This window comes from Bordetella saccharivorans (genome assembly GCF_045862855.1).
In the GTDB taxonomy this organism is placed as follows: Bacteria; Pseudomonadota; Gammaproteobacteria; order Burkholderiales; family Burkholderiaceae_B; genus Bordetella_A; species Bordetella_A petrii_F.
Window position 1 is genome coordinate 4,959,940 of sequence record NZ_BAAFZO010000001.1, and the last position, 14,828, is coordinate 4,974,767.

Genomic DNA, 14,828 nt, shown 5'->3' on the forward strand with positions numbered 1-14,828 from the left:
TGGCGCGTTTAACAGATACGCCCACCAGACAAGGATCGGAACCATGAACCCGAACAAGACCCCGGCTCGCCTGATCTGCACCACCCTGGCCGCCGCGCTGCTGGCGGCATGCTCGCCGGCGCCGCAACAGGAAGGCGCCGGCGCGGCCCGGCCCGCCGAGCCGGCCGCGGCAACGCCGGCCACCCAGCCGCCGCCGGCCGCCGACGCGACGCTGGCCACGCCGCAAGCAACGCGCGGCGCGGCCAGCGCGTCGGCGGCACTGCGCCGGGAATACGCGCCGCATACCTACCTGGCGCGGCCGGCGCCCGCGCCGTTGCCGCCCGACCACTACCCCGCGCCGCAAGCGGAGGACCGCGAGAACTATGCAAGCTATCGCGACAACCCGGTCCATGCGACCCAGGCGCAGCCGGTATCCACCTTTGGCGTGGATGTCGACACCGGCTCGTACACCAACGTGCGCCGGCTGCTGAACGAGGGCCGCCTGCCGCCCGCCGATGCCGTGCGCGCGGAGGAATTCATCAACTACTTCGACTATGGCTATGCGCCCCCGCCGTCGCGCGCGACGCCGTTCAGCATCGCCACCGAAGTGGCCGCCGCGCCGTGGAACCCGGCGCGCCAGTTGCTCAAGATCGGCGTGCAGGGTTGGCGCGTGGCGCCGCAGGAGATCCCGGCCGCCAACCTGGTGTTCCTCATCGACACCTCCGGCTCGATGGCCGACCGCGACAAGCTGCCCCTGCTCAAGGGCGCGCTCAAGCAGTTGGTGGCCGGGCTGCGTGCGCAGGACCGGGTGGCGATCGTCACCTATGCCGGCGAAGCCTCGATGACGCTGGGCTCGACGCCGGGCGACCAGAAGGCGCGCATCAATGCCGCCATCGACGGGCTGCAAGCGGCCGGGTCCACCAACGGTGGCGCCGGCCTGGACCTGGCCTATGCGCAGGCCGCCAAGGGCTTCATCCAGGGCGGCGTGAATCGCATCCTGCTTGCCAGCGACGGCGATTTCAATGTGGGGGCCACCGACCTGGACACGCTGAAGGACAAGATCGCGCGCCAGCGGCAAAGCGGCATCGCCCTGACCACGCTGGGCGTGGGCGGCGGCAACTTCAATGATGCGCTGGCCATGCAATTGGCCGATGCCGGCAATGGCAGCTATCACTACCTGGACAGCCTGCGCGAGGCGCGCAAAGTGCTGGCGGGCGAACTGTCGGCCACGCTGATGACGATCGCCCGCGACGTGAAGATCCAGGTCGAGTTCAATCCGGCCGTGGTCGCCGAATATCGGCTGATCGGCTATGAAAAGCGCGCCCTCGCGCGCGAGGATTTCAACAATGACCGGGTCGATGCCGGCGAGATCGGCGCGGGCGCCAATGTGACCGCCCTGTACGAGATCACGCCGGTGGGCGCGCCGCAAGCGCGGCTGGACCCATTGCGCTACGGCAAGCCCGCGGCGGCCGCGGCGCCGGGCGATGAGCTGGCATTCGTGCGCATCCGCTACAAACTGCCGGACGCCCAGGCCAGCCGCCTGGTCGAGCAGGTGGTGGTGAACGCCGCCGCGCCCGGACAGGGCTCGGAGGGCCTGCGCCGCGCCGCGGCGGCCGCGGCCTTCGCCCAGTGGCTGCGCGGCGGCAAGTACCTGGACGGCTACACCCCGGCGCAGATCGCCGCCCTGGCGCGCGAAGCGCGCGGCGCCGATCCGCAAGGCCTGAACGCCGAGCTGGCGGCCCTGGCCGAACTGGCCGCCGGCCTGGGCACGCCGGCCGTGCAATGAGCCTGGCGGCCCCGGCCACGCAGGCCGCCCGGGCGGCCTGCGGCGGATGCGCGATCCCGGCCGAACGGATACACTCGGCCGCCATGGACATCCCGGGCGCCGACGATGAAACCCTGATGCAGGCCTACGCCGCCGGCAACCTGGCGGCGTTCGACGCGCTGTACGCGCGCCACCGCGCCGGGCTGTACCGCTACATCCTGCGCAGCGTCCGCAATCCGCACCTGGCCGACGACATTTTCCAGGAAACCTGGAGCCGGGTGATCGACGCGCGCGCGCGCTGGCAACCCCGCGCGAAATTCACCACCTGGCTGCTGCGGATCGCGCATAATCTGGCGGTGGATGCGCATCGGCGCCATGTTCCGCAGGCCGGCGAAGAAGCCGAGGCAGCGTTGGCGGCCCTGCCGGCCGCCGAGCACGAGCAGCCCGACCGGCAGCTATCCGATTTCCAGATGCGCCGCCGGCTGCAACTGGCCATCGAGCGCCTGCCGGATGAACAGCGCCATGCCATACTGCTGCGGCTGGAACACGAATTGAGCCTGGACGAGATCGCCGCCGTGACCGGCGCGCCGCGCGAAACCGTGAAGTCGCGCCTGCGCTATGCCACGCAGCGCATCCGCGACGAACTAGGGCCTGTTGCCGCTGAAAGGAGCCCCGCATGACGGCCCATCATCGCCCGCCCCACGACGAACAGGACGACCTGGACCTGCGGGCGCTGTATCGCACCCTGCCGGACGCCGAGCCGGGGCCGGAACTCGACGCGGCAGTGCGTGCGACAGCGGCGCGCGCCGCCGCGGCCGACCGCCGCGTGCAGCGCCAGCGCCGGCTCTGGCATCCCGGCTGGGGCGTGGCCGCCTCGATCGTGCTGGCCAGTTCGCTGTTCCTGTTGACCGACTTCCAGGATCCGGAAGTGGCGGGACTGGCCGATGCGCCGCCCGTCGACCGCGAACTCGCCAGCCCGCCTCGCACCCTGGAACGCCCCGCCGCGCCGCCGGCCGCCGCCCCAACCCGCCCCGAAGCGCCCGCGGCGCTGCGCCGTGCCGCGCCCGCCGCCCCGCAGGCCGACCAGGCTGCGCCGGCCGAGCCCGGCGCGCGCGCCCCACGCTACAGCGCCCGGCCGCAGCCGGAAGCCGCGCCGCCGGCCGGACCGGCGGCCGAATCCGACCCGCGCATCGAGCGCGTGCGCGAACTGCTGCGGGCTGGTGAACGCGAACAGGCCCTGGCGGCGCTGCGCGCACTGCAGCGCGAAGCCCCCGGCCTGGCGCTGCCGCCCGACCTGCGGGCGCTGCTGCCGCGCCAGTGAAGCCCCCGCGCCTTTCGTTTCCCTCCCGCCAAGCCACCAACCATGGACCTCCTCACCAATACCTTCAAGCAAGCCTTGTACGCCAAGCGGCCCCAGATCGGCCTGTGGGTCGGCCTGGCCAACGCCTATACCGCCGAGATCTGCGCCGGCGCCGGTTTCGACTGGCTGGTGATCGACGGCGAGCATTCGCCCAACACCCTGCAGACCACGCTGGCGCAACTGCAGGCGGTGGCGCCCTACCCCGTCATGCCGGTCGTGCGGCCGGCCTGGAATGATCCGGTCGAGATCAAGCGCATCCTGGATGCGGGCGCGCAGACGGTGCTGGTGCCGATGGTGCAGTCGGCCGCCGAAGCGGCGGCCGCGGTAGCCGCGGTGCGCTATCCGCCGCAGGGCATCCGCGGCGTGGGCAGCGCCCTGGCGCGGGCGGCGCGCTGGAATCGCGTGCCCGACTACCTGGCGCGGGCCAATGCGGAAATGTGCGTGCTGGTGCAGATCGAGACGCCCCAGGGCCTGGAAGCGCTGGAAGAGATCGCCGCGGTCGAGGGGGTGGACGGCGTATTCATCGGGCCGGCGGACCTGTCGGCCAGCATGGGCTACCTGACCCGGCCCGACCATCCGGACATGCTGCGCACGCTGGACGACGCCATCGCGCGCATTGCGCGCACCGGCAAGGCGCCCGGCATCCTGCATGGCGATCCGGACCTGGCGCGCCGCTTCCTGCGGGCCGGCGCCCTGTTCGTGGCCGTGGGCGCCGATGCCAGCCTGCTGGCGCGCGCCACCGAGCGCCTGGCGGCCGAGTTCAAGGACATGCGGCCCGCGAGCGGCGCCGGGCCGTACTGATCCGCGCCGGGCTCAACGGCCGGCCAGGCTGCCGCCGCCGTCCACGCCCAGGACCTGGCCGGTGATGAAGCCGGCCTCGTCGGACAGCAGGAAGGCGATGGCGGCCGCGACCTCGGCCGGCGTGCCCAGCCGCTTCATCGGGATGGACGCCAGCGCGCGCTTCTCGCCGTCGCTGCCGGCCGGCTGGGCCTTGCGGAACAGCTCGGTCTCGATGGGGCCGGGCGCGACCGCGTTGACCGTGACGCCGTATTCCGCCAGCTCGAGCGCCCAGGTGCGCGTGCACCCGACCAGCGCGCTCTTGGCGGCCGAATAGCTGGTGCGCTCGTAGCCGCCGTGGATGACGCGGCTGCACACGTTGACGATGCGGCCGGTGCGGCGCACCTTCATCGAGTCGACGAACGCCTGGGTGACTTGCACCGCCACGCGCACGTTCAGGTCCATGACGCTGTAGAGCGAAGCCAGGTCGATTTCGCCCAGCGGCTGCGGGCGCACGATGCCGACGTTGTTGACGATGGCGTCGACCGGGAATTTCTCGCGGATCTCGCGCAGCACTTCCTCGGTGCGGCCGGCGTCGGCCAGGTCGCAGGCGTACAGGTAGCCGGGAAAATCGACATGGTCGGTATTGCGCGCGATGCCCACGACATGACAGCCGAGATCGGTCAACCGCTGGGTCAATGCCCAGCCGATGCCCTTGGTCGCGCCCGTGACGAGCACACATTTGTCTTTCATGGGAACCTCGCTAAAGAATGATCAGGGGTCGCGCTTGACCGGCACGCGGGGAGTCGGCGCGCACAGCAGTTCGTACCCGATGGTGCCGGCCGCCTGGGCGACCTCGTCGACCGACGGGCCGTCCTGGCCCCACAGCGACACGGGCGTGCCCACGCCGGCCGCGGGCACCGGGTCGAGATCGACCGCCAGCATGTCCATGGACACCCGCCCGACCAGGCGCGTGCGCACCCCGCCGACCACCACCGGCGTGCCGGTGCCGGCATGGCGCGGATAGCCGTCGGCGTAGCCGCAGGCCACCACGCCGACGCGCATGGGGCGATCGGCCCGGAACGTGGCGCCGTAGCCGACCTCGGCGCCAGCGGCCAGGTCCTGCACGCCGATGATCTGCGAGCGCAACGACATGGCCGGGCGCAGGCCGAATTCGGCGGCGCTGACATCGGTGAACGGCGAAGCCCCGTACAGGCAGATGCCGGGCCGTACCCAGTTCGGCTGGCGGGCGCGGTCCACGGCGACCTCCGGGTAGCGCAGGGTGGCGGCCGAATTGCAGATGCTGACCGGCCCCTCGCCCAGCTTGCCGGTGACGGCGTCGAACACGCGCAGCGGCTCGGCCACGCCCTGCGGGCCGTCGGCGCAGGCGAAATGGGTCATCTTGCCGATGGCGCCCACCACGCCCTGCTCGCGCAACTGCAGGGCGCGGGCGTGCGCGCTGCCGTAGGCGTCCGGCATGAAGCCAAGGCGGTTCATGCCGGTGTTGAGCTTGAGCATGATGTCGACCCGCCGCGACAGCCGGGCGTGCGCCAGCATGTCCAGCTGCTCGCGCGTGTGCACGGTGGCGCTGAGGTGATAGCGGTCGACCAGTTCCAGGTCGGCGGGCTGGAAGAAGCCTTCCAGCAGCAGGATGGGGCCGCCCCAGCCCGCTTCGCGGCAGCGCACCGCCTCGGCCAGGTCGAGCATGGCCAGGCCCTGGGCGGCCGAGAAGCCGGCCACCGCCGTTTCGATGCCATGCCCATAGGCATTGGCCTTGATGACCGCCCAGACGGACGGCACGGTGCCGCCGGCGGCCTGCGCGGCCTGCTCGAGGCGGCGCCTGACCACGTCCAGGTTGTGGCTGAGCGCGGAGAGCGAAATGGATGCTTGGATGGGGCGTGGCATGGCGCGGATAGTCTAACTGATCTGGCCGGCGGCCGGCGATGGCGCGGCGCGCCGATGAAGCCCCACTAAAATAACCCGCATCGCGGCAAAAGGTCCGCTGCTGTGCATGATTTATGGCTGTCGATCATTACGAAAATTTTCCGGTGGCATCGCTGCTGTTGCCGCGCCGGCTGCGCGGCGCGGTGCGCGACATCTACCGCTATGCGCGCGCTGCCGACGACATTGCCGACGAAGGCAACGCCCCGGACGCCGAGCGCCTGGCCCGCCTGGCCGCCTTCCGCGCCGAACTGCACCGCATCGGCGCCGAGCCGGGCAGCGTGCCGGCCGCCGCGCCCGAACTGGCGCCCATCTTCGCGCCGCTGGCCGCCACCATCGCCCGCCACCAGTTGCCTATCACGCCGTTCTTCGACCTGCTGTCGGCCTTCGAGCAGGATGTCTCCGTCAAGCACTACGACGACTACGCCAGCCTGCTCGACTACTGCTCGCGCTCGGCCAACCCGGTCGGCCGCCTGATGCTGCACCTGTACGGCGCCGCCACCCCGGACAACCTGGCGCAGGCGGACGCCATCTGCACCGGGCTGCAGCTCGTCAATTTCTGGCAGGATGTGCGGGTGGACTGGCGCAAGCAGCGCATCTACCTGCCGGGCGAAGACCTGCGCCGCCATGGCGTCAGCGAGGAAGACCTGGCGGCCTGCCGCCTGACGCCCGCCTGGCGGGCCCTGATGGCGTTCCAGGTCGAGCGCACGCGCGCACTGCTACACTCTGGCGCTCCGCTGGCGCATCGCCTGCCGGGCCGCGTGGGCCTGGAACTGCGCATGGTCGTGCAGGGCGGGCTGCGTATCCTCGAGCGCATCGAGCACGCCGGCTATGACGTGTTCATGAACCGCCCCGAACTGGGCGCGCGCGACTGGGCCGCCATGGCGTGGCGCACACTGAGAACCTTCACCCATTTATGACGCCTGACGACTACTGCCAGGAAAAAGCCGCCAAAAGCGGTTCGAGTTTCTACTATTCGTTCCTGTTCCTGCCGCCCGAGCGCCGCCGCGCGATCACCGCGCTGTATGCGTTCTGCCGCGAGGTCGACGACGTGGTCGACGAATGCTCCGACCCGTCGGTGGCGCGCATCAAGCTGGCCTGGTGGCGCACCCAGGTGGACCAGCTGTTCGCGGGCCACGCCGAGCATCCGGTGGCGCGCGCGCTGCAGCCGCACCTGCAGGCCTGCGACATTTCGCGCGAACGCATGCAGGCCGTGATCGACGGCATGGAAATGGACCTGGACCAGACCCGCTACCTGGACTGGCCGGGCCTGCGCAAGTACTGCTGGCACGCGGCCGGCGTGGTGGGCGAACTGTCGGCCGGCGTCTTCGGCTATACCGACCCGCGCACGCTCGAGTATGCCAGCAAGCTGGGGCTGGCCTTCCAGCTCACCAACATCATCCGCGACGTGGGCGACGACGCGCGGCGCGGCCGCATTTACCTGCCGGTCAACGAGCTGCAGCAATTCGACGTCAAGGCCGCCGAGATCCTCAACGGCACCTATTCCGACCGCTTCTCGGCGCTGATGAAATTCCAGGCCGAACGCGCCCGCCAACTGTACGGCGAAGCGATGGCCAGCCTGCCCGAAGCCGACCGCCGCGCGCAGCGGCCGGGCCTGATGATGGCGGCCATCTACCACGCGCTGCTCGACGAAATCGAGCGCGACAACTGGCAGGTGCTGCACCAGCGCATCTCGCTCACGCCGCTGCGCAAGCTGTGGCTGGCCTGGAAAATCTGGGTGGGCGGCGGCCGCGGCCTGGTGCGCCGCCTGGCGCGATGAAGGCCGCCGTCATCGGCGCCGGCTGGGCCGGCCTGGCCGCCTGCGCCGCGCTGCGCGAGGCGGGCGCGCAGGTCACGGTGTTCGAGGCCGGGCGCACCCCGGGCGGACGCGCCCGGCGCGTGGTGCACCCCGAATTCGGCAGCCAGCTCGACAACGGCCAGCACATCCTGTTGGGCGCCTATGACCAGACCCTGGCGCTGATGCGCCGGCTGGGGCGCAATCCGGCCGCGCTGCTGATGCGCCGGTCGCTGCGCCTGGCCAGCCTGGACGGCCGGTTCCGCCTGGCGGCGCCGCCCCTGCCCGCCCCCTGGCATGCCGCGGCCGCGCTGCTCACGGCGCGCGGGCTGTCCTGGCGCGACCGCCTGGACGCCATGCGGCTGATGCGCGGGCTCAAGAAAATGGCTTGGATGCCACCGCGCGACTGGACCGTTGCGCAGCTGCTGGCGCACTATCGCCAGCCGGATACGCTGGTGCGCGCGGTCTGGGAACCGCTGTGCCTGGCGGCGCTGAACACACCGCCGGCCGAAGCCAGCGCGGGCCTGTATGCCCGCACCCTGCAGGACAGCCTGACTGGCGAACGCCAAGACAGCGACCTGCTGCTGCCCTGCGTCGACCTGTCGGCGCTGTGGCCCGATGCCGTGGCGCTGCATGCCACCATGCGCTATGGCGCCACGGTGCGCCACCTGGTGCCGTCCGCGCGCGGCGTGGACGTCAACCGCGAGCGCTTCGACGCCGCCGTGCTGGCCGTGCCGCCTTCAGTGGCGGCGCGCCTGCTCGGCGAGGCGCTGCGCGAAGCGGGCACGCCAGGCCTGCTGCGCGCGCTGCAGGCCTTCGACTACGAACCCATCGCCACCCTGAACCTGCGGCTGGCGGCGCCCTGGCCGCTGCCGGAGCCGATGATGATGCTGCGCGACGATCCGGCGCGCGGCCACGTCGGCCAATGGGTGTTCGACCGCGCGCGGCTCACCGGCAAGGCGCGCGCCGGCGAACTGGCCGTGGTGGCCAGTGCCGCGCGCGGCCTGGCCAACGCCGACCGGGCCTCCGCCATCGCCGCCCTGACGGCCCAGGTGGCCGAGCAGGCGGCGCGCCACCCGGCGCGCCTGGCGCCGATGCCGGCCGTGGAGGCCGCCGAGCTGTTCATCGAGAAGCGCGCCACCTTTGCCGCGGTGCCCGGACTGGTGCGCCCCTTGAACACCACGCCCTGGCCCACCCTGGCGCTGGCCGGCGACTGGACCGATACCGGCTACCCGGGCGTGCTGGAAGGCGCCGTGCGCAGCGGCCTGCAAGCCGCCCGCGTGCTGCTGGCGCGCTGAGCCGCGGCGGGCGCTAGCGCAGCGCCTGCACGCTGGCCAGCCCGAGCGCGGTCAGGGCCAGCGACCCCAGCAGGCTGGCCGCGGCATAGCCCAGGGCGCCGGCATAGGCGCCGCGCTCCAGCATGCCGACCGTCTCGGCCGAAAAGGTCGAGAACGTCGTCAGCCCGCCCAGGAAGCCCGTGACCGCCGCCAGCCGCACCCACTGCGGCCACTCCGGATGGCCCGCCAATACCGCCAGGGCCACCCCGACCAGGTAGCCCCCCAGCAGATTGACGGCCAGCGTCCCCCAGGGCCAGTTCGGCACGTTCAGCCACACGCCGAGCAGCCAGCGCGCCCACGCGCCCATCGCCGCGCCGATGGCGATGGCCAGGAAGTTCAGCGGAATCAAGGTCTGGGTCATGATTTTTTGAGATTCATTCTCATTTAAGTGCTAGAATCCGCAGCCTCCGACACCCTAATGTCTCATGGACGGCACCGCTACTTCCCGTCGACGAGCCTATTGGCTCAAGACGCTGCATCAATGGCACTGGATCAGTTCGGCATTATGCCTGCTGGGCATGCTGCTCTTCGCCGTCACCGGCCTGACCCTGAATAATGCCGCGCTGATCGACTCCGCCGCCGAGGTCACCGTGCGCCAGGGCCGGCTGCCCCCGCCCCTGCTCGACACGCTCAACGCCGCCAACCGCAATGTCAAGCACGCCCGGGTGCCGGAGCCGGTAGCGCAATGGCTGGACGAGCAGTTCGACGTGCGAGTGGCCGGCCGCCACGTCGAGTGGTCGCCGGACGAAATCTACGTGTCGCTGCCGCGCGCCGGCGGCGACGCCTGGCTGTCCATCGACCTGGCCGAGGGTGCGCTCGAGTACGAGCGGACCGACCGGGGCTGGATCGCCTACCTGAACGACTTGCACAAGGGCCGCCACACCGGCGCGGCATGGAGCTGGTTCCTGGACCTGTTCGCCGTGGCCTGTCTGGTGTTTTCGCTGACGGGGCTGGTGCTGCTGAAAATGCACGCCGGCCAGCGCGCCGCCACTTGGCCCATGGTCGGCCTGGGCGTGCTGATCCCGCTGCTGCTGGCCCTGCTGTTCATTCATTGAAGACCGTTCGACCGGAGAATTTATGCGCAAGCTGCTGCTGTCCGCCCTGCTGGCCGGCCTGATCGCCCGCACGGCCCAGGCCGCCGACCTGGGCCTGAGCGTCGAGATCCCCCGCCTCGACGTGGCCGAATACCACCGGCCCTATGTGGCGATCTGGCTGGAGAACGCCGACCAGGGCGTGGCCGCCGACCTGGCCGTCTGGTACGACGTGGCCATGAAGAACAACGAAGGCACCGAATGGCTCAAGGACATGCGCCAATGGTGGCGCCGCAGCGGCCGCAACCAGCAGTTCCCGGTGGACGGGGTGAGCGGCGCCACGCGCCCGGCCGGCCAGCACCAATTGTCGTTCGCCGGCGCCTCCAGGCCCCTGGCTAGCCTGCAGCCGGGACGCTATGCGGTCGTGGTGGAGGCCGCCCGCGAAGTGGGCGGCCGCGAACTGGTGCGCGTGCCGTTCGACTGGCCCCCTGCCAAGGCCGAACGCCTGACGGCCCAAGGCGAACACGAGCTCGGCGCCGTGGCCATCGACCTGAAACCCTGATTGCACGCGACCCTACGGAGCACTGATGAAAAACGCTGTTCGATTCGCCGCCGCCCTGGCGCTTTGCCTGCCCGCCGCAGCCCACGCCCACGACATGTGGATGGTGCCATCCTCCACCGTGCTGTCGGCCACCGGCGGCTGGATCACGGTGGACGCCGCCGTCGGCAACGACAAGTTCTATTTCAACCACGCGCCGCTGCGCCTGGACAACCTGGCGATCCAGGCGCCCGGCGGCCAGCCCGCGCAAGCCGAGAACCTCAATCGCGGCAAGCTGCGCAGCACCTTCGACCTGCAACTGGCCGCGGCCGGCACTTATCGCATCGCGGTGGTCAACGACGGCGTGTTCGCGCGCTGGAAGGAAGATGGCAAGCCCAAGCGCTATTTCGGCAAGCCCGAAGGCCTGGCCAACGCCGTGCCCGCGCAGGCCCAGGACCTGGAAATCTCGCAAAGCATGGGCCGGGTGGAAACCTTCGCCACGGCGGGCAAGCCCAGCGCCATCAAGCCGGCCGGCAAAGGCCTGGAAATGATGCCGGTCACGCACCCCAACGACCTCTACGCCGGCGAGACCGCCACCTTCCAGATGCTGCTGGATGGCCAGCCGGCCGCCGGCCTGCAGATGACCATCGTGCCCGGCGGCAGCCGCTACCGCGACCAGGTCGGCGAGATCGAAGTGCGGACCGGCCAGGACGGCAAGTTCGCGGTCAAGTGGCCGCAGCCCGGCCTGTACTGGGTGGAGGCCCGCGCCGAAGACGACCAGACCAGCGTGCCGCAAGCCAGCAAGCGCCGGCTGTCATACGTGGCGACGCTGGAAGTGCTGCAACCGTAATCCCCCCGTTGCACACCGGCGCCGCACACGCGCGGCGCCGGCGCGCCTGCCTCATGCCCGCCACGCCCTCGTACGCCCCTGCCGGTCCCGGGCCGGCCGCCGCGCCCCGCCTCGCCGCGCGGCCGGCCGGCTACGGGGCGCTGCCTGACGTCGCCGTCCCGGCGCCGGCCGCGCTGGCCGGCGCGACCATGGGCACGACTTGGTCGGCCCGCCTGGCGCTGCCGCCGGGCGTGGCCGCGCCAGCCGCGCGCGCCGCCATCCAGCAGGCGCTGGACCAGGTGGTCGCGCAGATGAGCACCTGGGACGACCGCTCCGACCTGTCGCGCTACAACCGCGCGGCGACCGGCTGGCAAACGCTGCCCGACGACTGCCTGTTCGTGCTGGACCATGCCTTGCGGCTGGCCGCCGCCACGGACGGCGCCTATGACCCCACGGTGGGACCGCTGGTCAACGCCTGGGGCTTCGGCCCGCCGCCGCACCCCAGCGAGCCGCCGTCGGCCGCCGTGATCGACGCGCTGCGCCAGCGCTGCGGCTGGCGGCGGGTGCGGCTGGATGCCGCCGGGCGGCGCGCCTGGCAGCCGGGCGGCGCCTATCTGGACTTGTCCGGCATTGCCAAGGGCCACGGGGTCGATCGCGCCGCGCAGGCCCTGGAGCACCTGGGCGTGCGCGATTATCTGGTCGAAGTGGGCGGCGAACTGCGCGCCGGCGGCGCGCGCCCCGACCGCCAGCCCTGGCGGGTGGCCGTCGAAGTGCCGGACGGCAGCGCCGACCATGCCCTGGCGCTGGCGCTGCACGACCGCGCGATCGCCACTTCGGGCGATTACCGGCGCTACCGCGAAGGCGCCGCCGGCCGCTATGCCCATACGCTGGATCCGCGCAGCGGGCGCCCGGTCGACAACGGCGTCGCCTCGGTAACGGTGGTCCACCGCTCCTGCATGCAGGCGGACGCGCTCGCCACCGCCCTCGCGGTGCTGGGCGAGCGCGACGGCCTGGCCTACGCGCAACGCCACGAGGTGGCGGCGCTGTTCATCGTGCGCGCTGCCGGGCGGCTGCGGCTGGCCGCCAGCAGTGCATTCACCGCGCTGGCAGGCGCCTGAGCCGCCAATGACCGCGCGCCTGCTCGCCGCCTGTTGCGCCTGCGCGTCGTGGCTGTTGCTGTGCCTGTGGGCCTGGCGCCAGGCCCGCCGCCGCGCCGCGCAAGCGCTGGAGGCCGCGCGCGAACTGCGCGCGCCCGCCGGCGACGCCGTGCTGGTGGCGCACGCCAGCCAGACCGGGCAGGCCGAGGCGCTGGCCCGCCAGACCGCCGAATTGCTACGGCTGGGCGGCCTGCAGGCGCGCGTGGCCGCGCTCGGCCAACTGGACGTGGACGCGCTGCGTGCCTACCCCCGCCTGCTGGTGGTGGCCAGCACTTATGGCGAAGGCGATCCGCCCGACAGCGCGGCGGGCTTCGCCGATACGCTCATGGCCACGGACGGCGCGGTCGCGCTCGACGGGCTGGCCTACGCCGTGCTGGCGCTGGGCGACAGCGGCTACCGCCATTTCTGCGGCTTCGGCCGGCGCCTCGACGCCTGGCTGCGCGGCCGCGGCGCCACGCCGCTGTTCGACCGCGTCGAGGCCGACAAGGCCGATGCGGCGGCGCTGCGCCACTGGCAGCACCACCTGGGCCTGCTGGCCGGCCGCGGCGACCTGCCCGACTGGGAGCCCCCTGCCTACCAGCCATGGCGGCTGGCGCGGCGCACCCTGCTCAATCCCGGCAGCCAGGGCGGACCTTGCTTTCACCTGGAATTGACGCCGCCCGAGGGCCTGAACGCCGACTGGCAGGCGGGCGATATCGCCGAGGTCGGCCCGCGCGACGCGCGCGGCGGCGCGCTGCTGCCGCACCGCGAGTATTCGGTCGCCTCGTTGCCCGCCGACGGCGCGGTCCACCTGCTGGTGCGGCAGATGCGCGGCGACGATGGCCGCCTGGGGCTGGGCAGTGGCTGGCTGACGCACATCGCCGAGCCCGGCGATCTCATCGACCTGCGCCTGCGCGCCAACCCCAATTTCCACCCGCCGCGCGACGCCCGCCCGCTGCTGCTGATCGGCAACGGCACCGGGCTGGCCGGCCTGCGGGCCCTGCTCAAGGCCCGCATCCAGGCGGGCCGGCATCGCAACTGGCTGGTGTTCGGCGAACGCCATGCGGCGCACGACTGGTTCCATCGCGACGAAATGCAGGGCTGGCTGGCCGCCGGCGCCCTGCAGCGCCTGGATGCGGTGTTCTCGCGCGACACGGCCGAACGGCGCTATGTGCAGCACGCCTTGCTGGACACCGCCGAGGCGGTGCGGGCCTGGGTCGCCGCGGGCGCCGACATCTATGTGTGCGGCAGCCTGCGCGGCATGGCGGAGGGCGTCGACACTGCCCTGGCGCGCATCCTCGGCGCGGACGGCCTGGCCGCCCTGAGGCGCGACAACCGCTACCGGCGCGACGTGTACTGAGCGGCGCGCCGCCCGGCCGCGCCTACTGCAGCTTGATCTGCGCCTTGGCGATCACCTCGCCCCAGCGGTCCCGCTCGGCCTGGATCTGCGCGCCGAACTCATCCGGACTGTTGCCCAGCGCGAACGCGCCGGTCTCCGCCAGCTTGGCGGCCGTGGCCGGGTCGCGCACCGCCTGGGCGAACGCCTGGGCCAGCTTGTCGCGCACCTCGGCGGGCATGCCGGCCGGGCCCACCACGCCGTACCAGGCGGTCACGTCGTAGTCCTGGTAGCCCTGCTCGGCAAAGGTCGGCACGTCCGGCAGTTGCGGATTGCGCTGCGCGCCGGTGATGGCCAGGGCGCGCAGGTGGCCGCTCTTGACGTAGGCCTGCGACGACGGGAAGTTGTCGAACACCACCGGGACCACGCCGCTCACGGCGTCGGTCAGCGCGGGCGCCGAGCCGCGGTACGAAATGCTGTTCATCTTGCCGCCGATGATCTGCAGGAACCAGATCATGCCCAGGTCGTTCACCCCGCCCGCGCCGGCGTTGGCGTAGCCTTCCTGGTCCGGGTGGGCGCGCACGTGCTCGACGAAGCCCGCCAGGTCCTTGGCCGGATACGACGGATGGACGCTCAGGATGTTCGGGCTGGTGACCAGATTGCTGATCGGCGTGAAGTCCTTGACCGGGTCGTACGCCAGCTTGGGGAACAGGTGCGGCGCCGTGCCGTGGGTGCTGACCGTGGCCAGGCCGACGATGTAGCCATCGGGCTGGGCGCGCGCGGTGGCGGTCATGCCGATGGTGCCCGACGCCCCGGTGCGGTTCTCGACCACGATCTGCTGGCCGAGGATCTCGCCGGCCTTGGCGGCCGCGATGCGGCCGACGATGTCGGTCGGGCCGCCGGCCGAGAACGGCACGATCAGGGTGATGGGACGGTCCGGGAAATCGGCCCGGGCCGCCGGCACGGCCGCCAGCAGGGCCAGCACCAGCAGAGTCTTGCGCATC

At 72.0% G+C, this 14,828-nt stretch carries 16 protein-coding genes; 12 read left to right on the top strand and 4 right to left on the bottom strand.

Annotated features, from left to right (window positions below):
• Positions 1-43: 43 nt before the first annotated feature.
• From ACKTT0_RS23765 to hpaI, 4 genes are read left to right on the top strand one after another with little or no spacing between them, the layout of a single operon-like run.
• Positions 44-1,765, top strand: coding sequence for a vWA domain-containing protein (locus ACKTT0_RS23765; protein ID WP_407852182.1), 1,722 nt, complete (start codon positions 44-46; stop codon positions 1,763-1,765).
• The gene (locus ACKTT0_RS23770; RefSeq protein ID WP_407852183.1) at positions 1,762-2,424 is read left to right on the top strand and encodes an RNA polymerase sigma factor; all 663 of its coding nucleotides are present in this window, start codon (positions 1,762-1,764) and stop codon (positions 2,422-2,424) included. Before ACKTT0_RS23765 ends, ACKTT0_RS23770 begins: the two co-directional genes overlap by 4 nt.
• On the top strand, positions 2,421-3,065 hold the full coding sequence (locus ACKTT0_RS23775; RefSeq protein WP_407852184.1) for a hypothetical protein: 645 nt from the start codon (positions 2,421-2,423) through the stop codon (positions 3,063-3,065). Before ACKTT0_RS23770 ends, ACKTT0_RS23775 begins: the two co-directional genes overlap by 4 nt.
• 42 nt (positions 3,066-3,107) lie before the next feature.
• Positions 3,108-3,905, top strand: coding sequence for a 4-hydroxy-2-oxoheptanedioate aldolase (gene hpaI / locus ACKTT0_RS23780; RefSeq protein ID WP_407852185.1), 798 nt, complete (start codon positions 3,108-3,110; stop codon positions 3,903-3,905).
• Positions 3,906-3,917: 12 nt separating this feature from the next.
• On the opposite strand, the gene ACKTT0_RS23785 is transcribed toward hpaI, so the two are convergent.
• Both ACKTT0_RS23785 and alr read right to left on the bottom strand, forming a co-directional pair.
• Positions 3,918-4,634, bottom strand: coding sequence for an SDR family oxidoreductase (locus tag ACKTT0_RS23785; protein WP_407852186.1), 717 nt, complete (start codon positions 4,632-4,634; stop codon positions 3,918-3,920).
• A gap of 21 nt (positions 4,635-4,655) precedes the next feature.
• Entirely contained in the window at positions 4,656-5,786 is a 1,131-nt protein-coding gene (gene alr / locus ACKTT0_RS23790) for an alanine racemase (RefSeq protein WP_407852187.1), read from the bottom strand.
• Between the two features lie 113 nt (positions 5,787-5,899).
• Here alr and hpnC point away from each other — a divergent pair, with 113 nt between their 5' ends.
• Genes hpnC through hpnE form a run of 3 tightly spaced genes read left to right on the top strand, consistent with a single transcriptional unit; the run spans position 5,900 to position 8,915 of the window.
• Positions 5,900-6,742: a squalene synthase HpnC gene (gene hpnC, locus ACKTT0_RS23795; protein ID WP_407852188.1), complete on the top strand. Its 843-nt coding sequence runs from the start codon at positions 5,900-5,902 to the stop codon at positions 6,740-6,742.
• Positions 6,739-7,602: a presqualene diphosphate synthase HpnD gene (gene hpnD, locus ACKTT0_RS23800; RefSeq protein ID WP_407852189.1), complete on the top strand. Its 864-nt coding sequence runs from the start codon at positions 6,739-6,741 to the stop codon at positions 7,600-7,602. Before hpnC ends, hpnD begins: the two co-directional genes overlap by 4 nt.
• Positions 7,599-8,915 carry a hydroxysqualene dehydroxylase HpnE gene (hpnE, locus tag ACKTT0_RS23805; protein WP_407852190.1) on the top strand — a complete coding sequence of 439 codons (1,317 nt, stop codon included), beginning with the start codon at positions 7,599-7,601 and terminating at the stop codon, positions 8,913-8,915. The genes hpnD and hpnE overlap by 4 nt, the downstream gene beginning before the upstream one ends.
• 13 nt (positions 8,916-8,928) lie before the next feature.
• On the opposite strand, the gene crcB is transcribed toward hpnE, so the two are convergent.
• Positions 8,929-9,315 carry a fluoride efflux transporter CrcB gene (gene crcB / locus ACKTT0_RS23810; protein ID WP_407852191.1) on the bottom strand — a complete coding sequence of 129 codons (387 nt, stop codon included), beginning with the start codon at positions 9,313-9,315 and terminating at the stop codon, positions 8,929-8,931.
• Positions 9,316-9,379: 64 nt separating this feature from the next.
• Between crcB and ACKTT0_RS23815 the strand changes: the two genes are divergently transcribed.
• The 5 genes from ACKTT0_RS23815 to ACKTT0_RS23835 are packed head-to-tail and all read left to right on the top strand — an operon-like array spanning position 9,380 to position 13,848.
• The gene (locus tag ACKTT0_RS23815) at positions 9,380-10,009 is read left to right on the top strand and encodes a PepSY-associated TM helix domain-containing protein (RefSeq protein ID WP_407852192.1); all 630 of its coding nucleotides are present in this window, start codon (positions 9,380-9,382) and stop codon (positions 10,007-10,009) included.
• 22 nt (positions 10,010-10,031) lie between these two features.
• Positions 10,032-10,547, top strand: a complete 516-nt coding sequence (locus tag ACKTT0_RS23820) for a DUF2271 domain-containing protein (RefSeq protein ID WP_407852193.1) — start codon at positions 10,032-10,034, stop codon at positions 10,545-10,547.
• A gap of 25 nt (positions 10,548-10,572) precedes the next feature.
• Positions 10,573-11,373 (top strand): DUF4198 domain-containing protein, encoded by an 801-nt coding sequence (locus ACKTT0_RS23825; RefSeq protein WP_407852194.1) that lies wholly within the window; start codon positions 10,573-10,575, stop codon positions 11,371-11,373.
• Between the two features lie 53 nt (positions 11,374-11,426).
• A complete protein-coding gene (locus ACKTT0_RS23830) occupies positions 11,427-12,470 on the top strand; it encodes an FAD:protein FMN transferase (protein WP_407852195.1) in 1,044 nt (347 codons plus the stop codon).
• Positions 12,471-12,477: 7 nt separating this feature from the next.
• The gene (locus ACKTT0_RS23835) at positions 12,478-13,848 is read left to right on the top strand and encodes a sulfite reductase subunit alpha (RefSeq protein WP_407852196.1); all 1,371 of its coding nucleotides are present in this window, start codon (positions 12,478-12,480) and stop codon (positions 13,846-13,848) included.
• 22 nt (positions 13,849-13,870) lie between these two features.
• Here the strand turns inward: ACKTT0_RS23835 and ACKTT0_RS23840 are convergent, their stop codons facing one another.
• Positions 13,871-14,827 (bottom strand): tripartite tricarboxylate transporter substrate binding protein BugE, encoded by a 957-nt coding sequence (locus ACKTT0_RS23840; RefSeq protein WP_407852197.1) that lies wholly within the window; start codon positions 14,825-14,827, stop codon positions 13,871-13,873.
• Between the last annotated feature and the right edge of the window lies 1 nt (position 14,828).

Bases quoted from the DNA above. Each gene is read 5' to 3' on its own strand.
- ACKTT0_RS23770 (WP_407852183.1), top strand. From the start codon at position 1,762: ATGAGCCTGGCGGCCCCGGCCACGCAGGCCGCCCGGGCGGCCTGCGGC.
- hpnC (WP_407852188.1), top strand. From the start codon at position 5,900: ATGGCTGTCGATCATTACGAAAATTTTCCGGTGGCATCGCTGCTGTTG.
- hpnD (WP_407852189.1), top strand. From the start codon at position 6,739: ATGACGCCTGACGACTACTGCCAGGAAAAAGCCGCCAAAAGCGGTTCG.
- ACKTT0_RS23785 (WP_407852186.1), bottom strand. From the start codon at position 4,634: ATGAAAGACAAATGTGTGCTCGTCACGGGCGCGACCAAGGGCATCGGC.
- ACKTT0_RS23830 (WP_407852195.1), top strand. From the start codon at position 11,427: ATGCCCGCCACGCCCTCGTACGCCCCTGCCGGTCCCGGGCCGGCCGCC.
- ACKTT0_RS23775 (WP_407852184.1), top strand. From the start codon at position 2,421: ATGACGGCCCATCATCGCCCGCCCCACGACGAACAGGACGACCTGGAC.
- hpaI (WP_407852185.1), top strand. From the start codon at position 3,108: ATGGACCTCCTCACCAATACCTTCAAGCAAGCCTTGTACGCCAAGCGG.
- ACKTT0_RS23840 (WP_407852197.1), bottom strand. From the start codon at position 14,827: ATGCGCAAGACTCTGCTGGTGCTGGCCCTGCTGGCGGCCGTGCCGGCG.
- ACKTT0_RS23825 (WP_407852194.1), top strand. From the start codon at position 10,573: ATGAAAAACGCTGTTCGATTCGCCGCCGCCCTGGCGCTTTGCCTGCCC.
- crcB (WP_407852191.1), bottom strand. From the start codon at position 9,315: ATGACCCAGACCTTGATTCCGCTGAACTTCCTGGCCATCGCCATCGGC.
- hpnE (WP_407852190.1), top strand. From the start codon at position 7,599: ATGAAGGCCGCCGTCATCGGCGCCGGCTGGGCCGGCCTGGCCGCCTGC.
- ACKTT0_RS23835 (WP_407852196.1), top strand. From the start codon at position 12,478: ATGACCGCGCGCCTGCTCGCCGCCTGTTGCGCCTGCGCGTCGTGGCTG.
- ACKTT0_RS23815 (WP_407852192.1), top strand. From the start codon at position 9,380: ATGGACGGCACCGCTACTTCCCGTCGACGAGCCTATTGGCTCAAGACG.
- ACKTT0_RS23765 (WP_407852182.1), top strand. From the start codon at position 44: ATGAACCCGAACAAGACCCCGGCTCGCCTGATCTGCACCACCCTGGCC.
- ACKTT0_RS23820 (WP_407852193.1), top strand. From the start codon at position 10,032: ATGCGCAAGCTGCTGCTGTCCGCCCTGCTGGCCGGCCTGATCGCCCGC.
- alr (WP_407852187.1), bottom strand. From the start codon at position 5,786: ATGCCACGCCCCATCCAAGCATCCATTTCGCTCTCCGCGCTCAGCCAC.